The organism is Plantactinospora sp. B5E13 (assembly GCF_039871775.1).
Taxonomy (GTDB): Bacteria; Actinomycetota; Actinomycetes; order Mycobacteriales; family Micromonosporaceae; genus Plantactinospora.
This window is the reverse complement of record NZ_JBDPLT010000009.1, coordinates 207,552-220,533: the sequence shown is the minus strand read 5'-3', so window position 1 is coordinate 220,533 and position 12,982 is coordinate 207,552. Positions and strand designations below refer to the sequence as shown.

The 12,982-nt window shown below is 69.3% G+C and carries 11 protein-coding genes; 7 read left to right on the top strand and 4 right to left on the bottom strand.

All coding sequences use genetic code 11. The features are described 5' to 3' along the window. Positions 1-202: 202 nt before the first annotated feature. From ABGB05_RS11530 to ABGB05_RS11520, 3 genes are read left to right on the top strand one after another with little or no spacing between them, the layout of a single operon-like run. On the top strand, positions 203-1,759 hold the full coding sequence (locus tag ABGB05_RS11530; RefSeq protein ID WP_347653239.1) for an Nramp family divalent metal transporter: 1,557 nt from the start codon (positions 203-205) through the stop codon (positions 1,757-1,759). A 19-nt stretch (positions 1,760-1,778) separates the two neighbouring features. Further along, positions 1,779-2,357, top strand: a complete 579-nt coding sequence (locus ABGB05_RS11525; RefSeq protein ID WP_347653238.1) for a hypothetical protein — start codon at positions 1,779-1,781, stop codon at positions 2,355-2,357. A 3-nt stretch (positions 2,358-2,360) separates the two neighbouring features. Beyond that, entirely contained in the window at positions 2,361-3,386 is a 1,026-nt protein-coding gene (locus ABGB05_RS11520) for a TerC family protein (protein ID WP_347653237.1), read from the top strand. 66 nt (positions 3,387-3,452) lie between these two features. On the opposite strand, the gene ABGB05_RS11515 is transcribed toward ABGB05_RS11520, so the two are convergent. Next, positions 3,453-3,662, bottom strand: coding sequence for a hypothetical protein (locus tag ABGB05_RS11515; RefSeq protein WP_347653236.1), 210 nt, complete (start codon positions 3,660-3,662; stop codon positions 3,453-3,455). 661 nt (positions 3,663-4,323) lie between these two features. Here ABGB05_RS11515 and oxc point away from each other — a divergent pair. After that, entirely contained in the window at positions 4,324-6,057 is a 1,734-nt protein-coding gene (gene oxc, locus ABGB05_RS11510) for an oxalyl-CoA decarboxylase (RefSeq protein ID WP_347653235.1), read from the top strand. A 199-nt stretch (positions 6,058-6,256) separates the two neighbouring features. Further along, complete coding sequence (locus ABGB05_RS11505) at positions 6,257-7,615, top strand: NAD-dependent succinate-semialdehyde dehydrogenase (RefSeq protein ID WP_347653234.1); 1,359 nt, start codon at positions 6,257-6,259, stop codon at positions 7,613-7,615. 71 nt (positions 7,616-7,686) lie between these two features. On the opposite strand, the gene ABGB05_RS11500 is transcribed toward ABGB05_RS11505, so the two are convergent. Next, positions 7,687-8,445: a TetR/AcrR family transcriptional regulator gene (locus tag ABGB05_RS11500; RefSeq protein WP_347653233.1), complete on the bottom strand. Its 759-nt coding sequence runs from the start codon at positions 8,443-8,445 to the stop codon at positions 7,687-7,689. 124 nt (positions 8,446-8,569) lie between these two features. Between ABGB05_RS11500 and ABGB05_RS11495 the strand changes: the two genes are divergently transcribed. Further along, complete coding sequence (locus ABGB05_RS11495; RefSeq protein WP_347653232.1) at positions 8,570-9,157, top strand: NAD(P)H-dependent oxidoreductase; 588 nt, start codon at positions 8,570-8,572, stop codon at positions 9,155-9,157. Between the two features lie 33 nt (positions 9,158-9,190). Continuing rightward, positions 9,191-9,940, top strand: a complete 750-nt coding sequence (locus ABGB05_RS11490) for an SDR family oxidoreductase (protein WP_347653231.1) — start codon at positions 9,191-9,193, stop codon at positions 9,938-9,940. A gap of 61 nt (positions 9,941-10,001) precedes the next feature. Here the strand turns inward: ABGB05_RS11490 and ABGB05_RS11485 are convergent, their stop codons facing one another. Both ABGB05_RS11485 and gcl read right to left on the bottom strand, forming a co-directional pair. Further along, positions 10,002-10,763: a GntR family transcriptional regulator gene (locus ABGB05_RS11485; protein WP_347653230.1), complete on the bottom strand. Its 762-nt coding sequence runs from the start codon at positions 10,761-10,763 to the stop codon at positions 10,002-10,004. Positions 10,764-11,029: 266 nt separating this feature from the next. Continuing rightward, entirely contained in the window at positions 11,030-12,754 is a 1,725-nt protein-coding gene (gene gcl, locus ABGB05_RS11480; protein WP_347653229.1) for a glyoxylate carboligase, read from the bottom strand. Positions 12,755-12,982 lie beyond the last annotated feature (228 nt).

Below are 12,982 nucleotides of genomic sequence, written 5' to 3'. Positions count from 1 at the left end.
TCGGTCGCGGCGACCGCCGCGACGGACCCACCGGAAGGTCGGGGAAGGTCCGATGCACATCCGCTACACCACACCAGGCAGTTGGAGGGGCCACTAGCCTCACGGCGACCCGCTCCGCGGCCAGGGGTCGAAGGACACATGCACGTCGGGTCCGGCTCCGTCCACCGGATTCGTGTCGTCGGAAGTCCCTAGGAGGTCCAGCGTGGACGCTTCGAACCGCCCTGCCCACAGCCAGTCGACAAGTAGTACGCCAGCGACATCCGGCACCACAGAGATCCCCGACCAGCGCTCCGGCGCAGGCGGGGGCACCGCCACCGAAACCCGGGTGTGGCGGGCCGGCAAGCTCGAACCGATGCCGATCCGCGAACTCCCCAAGGCGCCACCCTCGGTCCACCTGCTCGGCCCGACCGTGTTCCTCGTCGCGCTCGGCGTGGGCATGGGCGAGTCGTACATGTGGCCCCGGCTGGTCCTGATCTTCGGGCCGGAGATCCGGTGGCTGTTCCTGATCGGCGTCACCCTCCAGGCGTTCGTGATGCTGGAGATGGCCCGGTACGCGATGGCCACCGGCGAGAGCATCTTCTTCGGCGCCGCCCGGGTCTTCAAACCACTGATGTGGTTCTTCTTCAGCGTGGCGATCCTGGTCTACATCTGGCCGGGGCACCTCTCCACCGGTGCCGCCGCGTTCGAGCAGGTGACCGGCATACCCTGGACAGTATCCGCGTGTGTGGGTCTGATCCTGGTCGGCATCGTGTTCAGCCTCGCCAAGGTGATCTACCCGCTGCTGGAGAGCCTGCTCGGCATCCTGATCGGTGTCCTGGTGATCGGCACCGCGGTGGCCGCCTCGATCGTCGGCCAGTGGAGCGACGTCACCGAGACCCTCGGCGGCATGTTCCACTTCGGCTACCTGCCGGACGAGGCGATGTCGGCGACCTGGTTCCCGGTCATCGTCGGCGCGATCGCCTTCGCCGGCCCGTCCGGCATGCAGCAGATGTGGTACACGCTGCACCTGCGGGACTCCGGCGCCGGCATGGGCGCGCACATCCCAAAGATCCGGGGCCTGCGGCACGCCGGTGAGCAGGAGGTCATGCCGTCGCGTGGCTTCATGTTCGACACCGACAACCCGGAGGAGATGAAGAAGTGGAAGGGCTGGCGGCGGTGGGTCACCTTCGACGCCCTGCTGCTCTTCTGGGGTGTGACGATGCTGGTCACCATCTCGTTCACCGTGCTGGCCCAGACCGCGGTCCGGGAGAACCCGAGCGTCGGTGACGTGATCCGGGACGGCGAGCGGGAGGCGGCGCTGAGTGCGATGGCGGAGGCCTTCGCCTCGGCCGGAGCCCCGGTGCTGCACGGCATCTTCCTCGGATTCATCGCGCTGATCGGTCTCAACGCCACCCTGGGGCTGTTCGACTCGTTCTCCCGGGGCCAGGCGGACATGACGTACCACTTCGTCCCGGGGGCCAAGCGGTTCAGCATGTCGAAGCTGTACGCCGGCTTCCTCTGGGGCGTGATCGTCTTCGGCATCCTGATCCTCAACTTCGGTCCCGCGGACGGCCCGGGTGCGATCCTCGACATCCTGGCCTTCCTGTCCACCTTCGCGATGGGCGCGTACTGCGTCGTGCTGCTGCTGGTGAACAACCTGATGCTGCCGAAGAAGATCCGACCGAACATCTTCCAGAACCTGGTGATCGGCTTCGGTGCGACGTTCTACCTCGGCATGCTGATCTACAGCCTCGTCCGCTTCGGCGTGGTCATCGACTAGACGGAAACGAGGACCTGTGATGACTGCTGACCGTCTACGGCAGCTGACCGAACTCGCCACGCCGGGGGCCGCGATCGGGCTTCTCGGCGGGCTGGCCACCGCCGGAATGGCCCTGATCGCCGGCCAGTCCGGTGGCTGGGCCCTGGCCGCCGGCCTCGGCCTCGGCCTACCGCTGGCGCTGGCCGGTGCCGGGTACGGGCTGCTGCAGGCGCGCGGCGTCCTGTCGCCCGGGGTGTTCGCCCCGGCGGCGCTCTTCTGGCTGGTGGCGTTCCCGATCGCCCGGCTGCTGCACGAGGTGCTGGCCGGCCTGCTTCTCGCAGGCCGGCCGGCCCTGCCGCCGGACGTCCTCGGGTTCCTCGTCTACCAGGCGATCGTCAGTCTCGGTTTCGCCATCGGGTTCAGTTGGCTGCACGAGCGGATCGCGCCGTACTGGCTGCGTCGGATCCGGCACCGCAACCCCGCCGCCGACCGGCTGTACGGCTTCTACCTCCGGCACGCCGAGGCGCAGTACCGGGCCCGGGAGAGCCGACGGCGGACCCGGGCGACCGCCCGCGCGACGGGCCGACCGGCCCTGTTTCGAACTGGCCCCAAGGAGTAGTTCATGAACCTACCGGTCTGGGTGTGGGCCGTCACGATCGGCGGCTTCCTCGTGATGATCGCCTTCGACTTCTACCTGGTCGCCCGTAATCCACGTGACCCGTCCTTCCGGGAGTGCGTCGCCTGGGTGAGCTTCTACGTACTGGCGGCGGTCGTCTTCGGGTTCGTGATCATGGGAACCCAGGGCACGTCGTACGGCGGGCAGTTCTTCGCCGGCTGGCTCACCGAGTACTCGCTGAGCGTCGACAACCTGTTCGTCTTCGTCATCATCATGAGCCGGTTCGCGGTACCCCTGAAATACCGGCAGAAGGTGCTGCTGATCGGCATCGTGCTGGCGCTGCTGATGCGGGCCGTCTTCATCGCGGCCGGCGCCCAGGCCATCACCCGGTTCGACTGGCTGTTCTACATCTTCGGCGCGTTCCTGATCTACACCGCGATCAAGCTGGTCGGTCCGCAGCACGAGGACGAGTTCTCCGAGAACGTCGCGCTGCGGACGATGAAGCGGATCCTGCCGACCACCGACGGCTACCGTGGCTCGTCGGTGCTGGCCAGGGTGGACGGGCGGATGATGGTGACGCCGATGCTGATCGTCATGATCGCCATCGGTACCACCGACCTGCTGTTCGCCCTGGACTCCATTCCGGCGATCTTCGGCCTGACCCAGGAGCCGTACCTGGTCTTCACCGCGAACACCTTCGCGTTGATGGGCCTACGGCAGCTCTACTTCCTGATCGGCGGGCTGCTGGACCGGCTGGTGTACCTCAGCAAGGGTCTGGCGATCATCCTGGCCTTCATCGGGGTGAAGCTGGTGATGGAGGCCCTGCACCATGACGGCGTCTCCTGGGCGCCGGAGGTGCCGATCGCCGTCTCGCTCGGGGTCATCCTCGGGACCCTGGTGGTCACCACGGTGGCGAGCCTGGCGGTGTCCCGGCGGGAGCAGCGGCAACGGCCGACCGCCGCCACGGAGGGTACGGAGGCGGATATCGCCGACGCCCCCGATCCGGTGGCGGCGGAGCGGGACAAGGTCTGAGGCGGGACGAGGTCCGTACCGGATGCTCGGTCAGGCCGCGCACCGGCGGCCTGACCGAGCTGCCCGTCAGACCTTGAGCAGGTCCTCCTCCGAGGCGGAGCCCCGGAGGAAGCGCTCGATCTCCTCGTCGCTCGGCCGGGCGGCCCGACGCTGGTTCTCCAGCGCGGCGGCCAGGCCGAGGCCGAGGGAGCGGCCGTCGGCCGGGAAACCGGTCGGCAGGGCCAGGCGGTCGCTCAGGCGGGTCAGGGAACGCGAGAACGTTCGCCAGGTGGTCATGACATCACCCCTGATTGATTGGTCTTCCCGGGAAACGACGCTTCCCGGGACTGTGCGCACCGGACCGGCGGCGTTGCGCCGTACGGGTCGGTGGTCCGGCAGGACACCCGGATGTGCCTGGTGGGGCCGGGCACACTCCGGGTCGCCGGGTTTGCCGTCGCCACGTTCTCCTCGGGTGGCGGCGGGGTCTGTCGCCGGATCGGCCGTGAACGGGGGATACCCGCGACGACCGGACGGGGCCGCGGCGTTGCGTCCCGGATCGGTGGTGTCAACGGTACGGTTCGCCTCCTGTGTGGAGCTACCCGGTGTCGTTCCACCACAAACCTGCTCAGTGCTCGTCCTGTCCGTTGACAGGTCCCATGTTGTGCGCTTCCAGGATACCGCCTGCGGTATACAAAAGACGATCTAGTGACCAAAGCCACCGCCGGGACCGTCGCGTTCCCCGTGACCAGGCCGGCACTGGCGGGCCGGCGGCTGCCCGGAAAACGTGCCTGCTACCCCCTAGACACTCCGCTGTTACATGGTCCACGATTATTGCCTACCCCATACGGTATGCAATTCTGGGGACGGCGAGGGGGAGGGTGTCGGTCGACCCCGACGGCCGGCGTCTGGATTGCATATGCATACAGCGGTCGCATGACCACGATGGAGGACTCTGATCATGACCATCGCTTCCGTCCGGGAATCAGAAGCTGACGGCGCCGTAGGTGCGAAGAAACTCACCGACGGAATCCATCTGGTCGTCGACGCGCTCAAGCTCAACGAGGTCGACGCCATCTACGGCGTCGTCGGCATCCCGATCACCGACCTGGCCCGCCTGGCACAGGCGTCCGACATCCGGTTCATCGGCTTCCGGCACGAGAGCGCCGCCGGGCATGCGGCGGCCGCGGCCGGCTTCCTGACAAAAAAGCCGGGAATTTGCCTGACCGTCTCCGCGCCGGGCTTCCTCAACGGGCTGGTGGCCCTCGCCAACGCCACCGTGAACTGCTTCCCCATGGTGCAGATCTCCGGATCCAGCGAGCGGCACCTGGTCGATCTGCAGCGGGGCGACTACGAGGAGATGGACCAGCTGGCGGCGGCCCGACAGTTCGCCAAGGCGGCATACCGCGTACACCGGGCCGAGGACATCGGCCGCGGCGTGGCCCGCGCGATCCGTACCGCCGTCTCCGGACGACCGGGCGGCGTCTACCTCGACATTCCGGCGGCGGTCCTCGGCGAGGTCATCGACGCGGACCTGGGCGCGGCGTCGCTGTGGCAGGTCGTCGACCCGGCACCGCGTCAGCTGCCGGAACCCGCGGCCCTGGACCGCGCCATCGAACTGCTCGCGAACGCCGAGCGGCCGCTCGTCGTGCTCGGCAAGGGCGCCGCGTACGCGCAGGCGGACGAGCAGGTCCGCGAGTTCGTCGAGCGTACCGGGGTGCCCTACCTGCCCATGTCGATGGCGAAGGGGCTGCTGCCCGACGACCACCCGCAGTCGGTGGCCAGCACCAGGTCGCTGGCACTGCGCCGGGCCGACGTCGTGATGCTCGTCGGCGCGCGGCTGAACTGGCTGCTCGGACACGGCGACGCGCCGCAGTGGGACCCGGACGCCAAGTTCATCCAGGTGGACATCGCCAGCACCGAGTTGGACAGCAACCAGCCCATCGCGGCGCCGCTCGTCGGTGACGTCGGTTCGGTGCTGCAGGCCCTGATCGATCGGACCAAACCCGGCCAGATCACGGTCCCGGCCCAGTGGCGCGACGAGCTCTCGGCCCGCTCCGCGGCGAACGTCGACAAGATGGCGAAGCGCCTCAAGGCCGCCGAGACGGCACATCCGATGAAGTTCCTGGGCGCGCTGCAGGCCATCCGCGACGTCCTGGCGGAGAACCCGCGGGCGTACGTCGTCAACGAGGGTGCGAACGCGCTGGACCTGGCCCGTAACACCATCGGTATGTCGGTGCCGCGACACCGCCTGGACAGCGGCACCTGGGGCGTGATGGGCATCGGCATGGGGTTCGCGATCGCCGCCGCGGTCGAGAGCGGAGACCCGGTCGTCGCCATCGAGGGCGACAGCGCGTTCGGCTTCAGCGGCATGGAGATCGAGACGATCTGCCGCTACAACCTGCCCATCGTCACGGTGGTGCTGAACAACAGCGGCGTCTACCGCGGCGACGAGGCGTCACCGTCGGCAGACCCGGCACCGACCGCCCTCACGGCCCGCCACGACGTCATGATCAGCGCTTTCGGGGGCAAGGGCTATCGGGCGACGACGCCGGCGGAGGTCACCGCCGCGCTGCGCGAGGCCCTGGCGGCGCGGCGGCCCGCGCTCATCGACTGCGTCATCGACCCCGCCGACGGGACCGAGAGTGGCAACATCGCCCACCTCAACCCGAAGGGCATCACGGTCCAGCGCTGAGGACGACCGGCTGTCCTGTGTTCCACGGTGCGCCCCGGTGACCGGGGCGCACCGCACCGTCGGCGTCGGCGTGGACGGCGTCGGACATCTCGCTCAGGCGCCCCGGTGAGCAACGCCCCTTCGCCGCGACGAACCCGCGGTGCGGGTGAGCGGCCGGCCGATGCGCGACCGTGGTCAAGAACGGAGGGCTCGGATCCCCATGTACACAGTCACCGACCCAGCGACGGGTGAACTGGTCGAGAAGATCGAGAACGCGACCGAGGAGGAGGTCCGGGAAGCGATCGACCGCGTCCACCATGGGTACCTGTCGTGGCGGCGCCGGTCGGTCGCCGAGCGGGCCACCATCGTGTCGAGGGCGGCGGACCTGTTCGCCGAGCGCGCCGACGAACTGGCGGCGATCATGACGCTGGAGATGGGCAAGCGGATCAACGAGGGTCGCGGCGAGATCGGCGTGGTCGTCGACATCTTCCGGTACTACGCCGACAACGGCCCCGCGCTGTTGGCCGACGAGCCACTGGAGATCAGGGGCGGCAGGGCCGTCATCACCAAGAACCCCATCGGGGCGCTGCTCGGGGTCATGCCGTGGAACTTCCCCTGCTACCAGATCGCCCGGTTCGCGGCGCCGAACCTGGTCCTCGGCAACACCATCCTGCTGAAACACGCCTCGATCTGCCCCCGGTCGGCGGCCGCGTTCGAACGGGTACTGCACGACGCCGGAGTGCCGGAGGACGCGTACGTGAACATCTTCGCGTCCAGCAGGCAGATCCCCGGGATCCTCGCGGACCCCCGCATCCAGGGCGTCTCCCTGACCGGCAGCGAGCGGGCCGGCATCTCGGTCGCCGCCGAGGCCGGGAAGCATCTGAAGAAGGTCGTCCTGGAACTCGGCGGGTCCGACCCGCTGGTCCTGCTGGACACCGACGACATGGACCGGACGGTGAAGGCGACCGCCACCGCCCGGATGCGCAACTGCGGCCAGTCGTGCAACTCGCCGAAGCGGATGATCGTGCTCGCCGACATCTACGAGGAGTTCGTCGACCGGTTGACCAAGCACGTGGCCGAGACCTTCGTACCCGGCGACCCCCGCGACCCCGCGACGAAGTTGCCGCCGCTGGCGTCGGTCGCGGCGGCCGACGAGGTGGCCGGTCAGATCGAGAAGGCGGTCCAGCAGGGCGCCACACTACGCACCGGCGGGCGTCGCATCGACCCGGGCGCCTATCTCGAGGCCACCGTGCTCACCGACGTGACCCCCGAAATGGACGCCTACCACGAGGAGATCTTCGGCCCCGTGGTGGTGGTCTTCCGCGCCCAGACCGAGGAGGAGGCGGTCGCGATCGCGAACGACTCGCCGTTCGGGCTCGGCGCCAGTGTCTGGGGCACCGATCCGGACCGGTTGCGCCGGGTCGCCGAGCAGATCGAGTCCGGCATGGTGTATCTGAACAGCGCCGGTGGCTCGCAGGCCGACCTGCCGTTCGGCGGGATCAAGCGCTCCGGGGTGGGCCGGGAACTCGGCCCGGCCGGCATCGAGGAGTTCATGAACAAGAAGTCCATCCGGCTGTGAGGCCGTGACGACCTGTGAGGCAGTGACGACGGACGAGTAGTCGTCGCACCCGGCCGCGGTCCGGGCGCCGGTCACCCGGTGCCCGGGCCGCGGTCCTGGTTCCGGCCGGCCAGGGCGGCGGCGATCCCGTTGAGCACGTGGTCCAGCCCGTACCGGAAGCGTGCGTCGGGGGACAGGTGCGCGAGCCGCCCCTCGCGGATCGTCCGGTTGAACATCGGGTAGCGGCCGGACGCGACGACGTGTCCGACGTACGGGCCGACGTACTCGCTCATCCACCGCTCGCGGTCCATGCCGGTGTGCCGGGCCTGGTCGAGCCAGCCGATCTCGTCGCGGACGGCGCTGGCGACGTAGTCGCCGACCATGCCGTACAGGCTGGTGATCTCGTCGATGTGCAGGCCGAACCCGTCGAGGGCGCGCAGCGCGAAGTCGTAGACCCGAAGCGAGTGGGGCCCGAGGGTGGGGCGTCGGGCCAGCGTGGCCCGCCACGGGTGACGCAGCCCCACGGCGCGGGACTGGTGCGCCACCAGCGAGAGGTCGGCCCGCCAGTCCCCGCCGGGCCGCTCGGGCAGGTCGATCTCGCCCGTCACCGCGTCCACCATGAGGTCGATCAGGTCGTCGCGTTTCGGCACGTAGCGGTACAGCGACATCGCGCCGGTGCCGAGTTCCTGGGCGATCCGCCGCATGGTCGCCGCGTCCAGCCCCTCGGCGTCCGCGATCCGGATGGCTACCTGGGTGATCTGTGCCCGGCTGTAGCCGGGCCGTCGCCCAGGACCGGACCGCTCGACCCGCTCCGGGGACATCCAGATGCTGGCCCGGCTGTTGTCGGACATCACACCCTCCGTTCTCTTGCGTACATCGTACCCAAATGGCTAGCGTTCATTTCGGGTACGGCGTACGCGAATTGTTCCGGGTGCGGCCACACCCCTTCGATCCACTTCCGCCTGAGGAGCAGACATGTCCGACAACCGGCTGAGACTCGCCGTCATCCTGGGCAGTGTCCGGGACGGACGGTTCGGCCCGACCGTGGCCAACTGGTTCGTGGCCGAGGCGCAACGCCGCGACGACGTGCTGGTCGACCTGGTCGACCTGGCCGAGGTGCCGCTCGGTCCGGAGGCGCCGTCGAGGTCGCCGTCGGCACAGACGCTGCGTGCCCTCGGTGTCCTGACCCCACGACTGGCGGCCTCCGATGCCTTCGTCGTGGTGACCCCGGAGTACAACCACAGTTATCCGGCGGCCCTGAAGAACGTGATCGACTGGCACAACGTCCAGTTCCACGCCAAGCCGGTGGCGTTCGTGTCGTACGGCGGGCTCGCCGGCGGACTGCGTGCCGTCGAGCACCTGCGGCTGGTCTTCGCGGAACTCCACGCCGTCACCACCCGGGACACGGTCAGCTTCCACGGTGCCTGGAGCCAGTTCGACGGCGAGGGCAGGCCCAAGGACCCGGAGGGTCCCGCCACCGCCGCCACGACCCTGCTCGACCAGGTGACCTGGTGGGCCCGGGCGCTGAAGCACGCCCGGAGCACCGCCCCCTACCAGGCCTGATCCAGACGCGACAGATCGAGAGGCGAACCAGTCATGAGCACACGTGCCGGCAGGACGGCGCTGGTCACCGGCGGCAGCAGGGGAATCGGCCGGGCGATCGCCCAGCGCCTGGCCCAGGACGGCGCCCGGGTCGCCGTGCACTACGGCAGCAACGCGGCGGCGGCGAAGGAGACCGTCTCGATGATCGAGGGGGCCGGTGGGCAGGCCTTCGCCGTACACGCCGAACTCGGCGTACCCGGGGATGCCGCGGCGCTCTGGGCGGAGTTCGACGCGCAGGCGGACGGGCTGGACATCCTGGTCAACAACGCGGGGATCCTCGGCGACCCGCAGGAGATCGGGGACGTGAGCGACGCCGCCTTCGACCACGTCTTCGCGGTCAACGCCCGGGCACCGTTTTTCATCACCCAGCAGGGACTGCGACGACTGCGGGACGGCGGCCGGATCGTCAACGTCTCCACGATGCTGACCCGCGGTTCCGCGATGCCGAGGTCGATCGTCTACGCCATGTCCAAGGGCGCGCTCGACGTCTTCACCGCGACCCTGGCCAAGCAGTTGGCGCCGCGCGCCATCACCGTCAACACCGTGGCGCCGGGGGTCATCGACACCGACATGCACCAGGGGCGCCTGGTCGGCGACACCCGGGCCTGGTTGTCGTCCCTGTCCCCGATGGGTCGACTGGGTACGGCCGAGGACGTCGCCGACACGGTGGCCTTTCTGGCCTCCGTGGACAGTCGCTGGGTGACCGGCCAGTGGATCGATGTCTCGGGCGGCACCCTGTTGTAACCGGTGCCGCCCGTCAGGCCGGGGAGCCCTTCCACGAACGGGACGCGGAAAGGGCTCCCCGTCAGGCCAGGGCCTCCCGCTCGGCGGCCTCCTTGCGCCGCTGGTGGTAGCTCTCCCGGGTGCGCTCGGTGTGCTTGCGCATCAGCTCGGCGGCCCGCCTACTGTTCCGGCCGGCGATCACCTCGATCAGCGCCGCGTGCTCGTCCCACGCCTCCCGGCCCCGGGACTGGGCGATCGGCGCGTAGTACCACCGGACCCGACGGTCCACCATGGCGATCAGCTCGGCCAGCACCTTGTTGCCGGACATGCTGACCACGTACGCGTGCAGGGCCGCGTTCGCGGCGACCAGGCCGGACTGGTCGTTGTCGCTCAGCGCCTTCTCGCCGGCCGCCTGCAGTTCGTGCAGCCGCTCGACGTGCGCGTCGGTGACGTGCTTCGCGGCCAACCGGGCGGACTCGGTCTCCAGCAGGGTACGGGTGGCCAGCAGTTGGTCGGCCTCCTCCTCGGTGGGTACGTGTACGAAGGCACCGAGAGCCGGGCGCAGGTCGACCCAGCCCTCGCTCTGCAGGCGCTGCAGCGCCTCCCGGACGGGTTGCCGGCTGACGCCGAGTTGGGCGGCGAGCTCGTTCTCGACGAGGTGCTCACCAGGTCGCAGTTCCCGGTTGATGATCATTTCGGCGATGACGTCGTAAACCGCCTGGCGCAGCGGTGCGGGACGCTCCAGCGGTTGCCGGGCGGCCCGGCTCTGGCCGCGGGTGGCGGCGAGCCGGCGGCGCCCGCCGCCGCTGGCGGCTGGCGAGGACGAGCCTCCCCAATCTGTCATCGACTACCTCCGGCCGCGAAAGAACGAATCGGACGCTGCTCGCGTCCGAACCTGGGCTATAGCATACAGTCGCCGACATGCAATGACGTCGCCGGCGGTACGTGACCGCGACGACTTCCGGTGAAATCGACATCCGGTGACCCCGGCCGGGAAGCTTTCCCGGTGGTGCCGTCGGGGCGGACGGCTCGGCCGTCCGCCCCGACATTGGGTTTGACGATGGTGAATGGCGACGGCTCGACGGAGCGCGCCGCGCCGGGAGCCGGAATTCAGCCGGCGAGGCCGTCCCGGTACTCGATCTCCGGAACCGGCTCGAACTCGTTGACCTGCGCGATGCTCAGCCCGTGCGCGGTGTTCGCCTCCCGCTCGATCATCACCTCGACCAGCACCGGACGGCTGGTCCGCTTCGACTCCTTGCTGGCCCAGGCCAGCGCGTCGGCGATCTCACCGGGCCGGGTCACCCGGCGGCCGGAACAGCCGTACGCCTCCATCACCTTGACGTTGTCCGTGCCGTACTCGTCGTAGTGGATGTCGACCTCGTAGTTCATGTCGTAGCCGATCTCGGCCTGCCGGATGAGTCCGAGATACTCGTTGTTCAACATCACCAGGACGAACGGGATGTTGTACTGCGCGGCGACCGCGAGTTCCTCCACCAGGAACTGGAACGAATAGTCGCCGACCACCCCGACCACCTCGGCATCGGGTTTCGCCGACTTCACCCCGATCGCCGCCGGAATCTCCCAGCCGAGCGGACCGGCCTGCCCGCAGACCTGGTAGTGCCGGGGCTTGTAGACATTCTGGAACTGGCCAGACCAGATCTGGTAGAGACCGATCGCGGTGACGAAGTAGGTGTCCGGGCCGAAGAATTCGTTGATCTCCCGGAACACCCGGGGTGCCTTGATCGGCACCGAGTCGAAGTCGTCCCGACGGACCAGGGTGCGGCGCAACTGGCGTACCCGGGCGACCCACTCGCCGCGGTCCGGCAGCGCGGCGCGGCGCCGGGCCGCGTCGCGCAGTGCCACCAGGAACGCCCTGGTGTCCGACACCACGCCGAGGTCCGGGCCGAAGACCTTGCCGAGCTGGGTCGGCTCGATGTCGACGTGGATGAACTTCCGCCCGGCCCGGTAGGTCTCCAGGTCACCGGTGTGTCGGTCGCCGAACCGGGCGCCGAGCGCCAGGACCAGGTCGGATTCCAGGAACGATGCGTTGCCGTAGCGTTGGGTGGTCTGGATGCCGGTCATCCCGGCGAACAGGTCGTGGTCCTCCGGGATCGCGCCCTTGCCCATCAGGGTGACCTGCACCGGCACGGTCAGCAGCTCCGCGACCTCGCGCAGCAGGTCGCCGGCCTCGCCGATGATGACGCCGCCGCCGGCCAGGATCAGCGGGCGCTCGGCGGCCAGCAGCATGTCGAGGGCGCGCTCGACCCGGGGCGGGTGCGGTTCGACCACCGGCACCGGCAGCGGGGCGTCGATCGAGGCGTCCCACTCGATCTCCTGCCGCTGTACGTCGATCGGCAGGTCGATCAGCACCGGCCCCGGACGCCCGGAGCGGGCGATCCGGAACGCCTCCCGGAAGATCCAGGGCGCCTGGGCGGCCTCCTTGACCTGCACCGCCCACTTCGTCACCGGCTTGGCGATCTCCACGATGTCGACCGCCTGGAACGCCTCCTGGTGGAGTTTGTTGGTCGGTGCCTGGCCGGTTATGCAGATCATCGGGATGGAGTCCGCCTGGGCGGTGTAGAGACCGGTGATCATGTTGGTGCCGGCCGGGCCGGACGTGCCGATCGCCACCCCGACCCTGCCGTTGGTCCGGGCCCAGCCGTCCGCCATGTGGGTGGCGCCCTCCTCGTGGCGGACGATCAGGTGCCGCATGTCGGTCTTACGCATCGCCGCGTACAGCGGCAGGATCGCCGCGCCGGGGCAGCCGAAGACGACGTCCACGCCCTCCGACTGGAGCACCGCGACGACCGCGTCCATGCAGGGAATCTTTGCCATGGGGTAGTCAGACCTCCGGATAGTGGGCGTGGGTGGTCAGGGGCACGGGAGCCTCCGGGGCATCGGGTGTCCTGTGGATCGGGCGGGCTCGCCGGTCCGGGACGGGGGATGGGGTGGGGTCCGGGGCGCCGACGGCCCGCCTGGTGGTGACCGGCACCGGGTCTGCGGTGCGGATACGCGTTGGCGAATGTGCATACAGTATGCGGTCGGCACTTACAGTGCAAGACT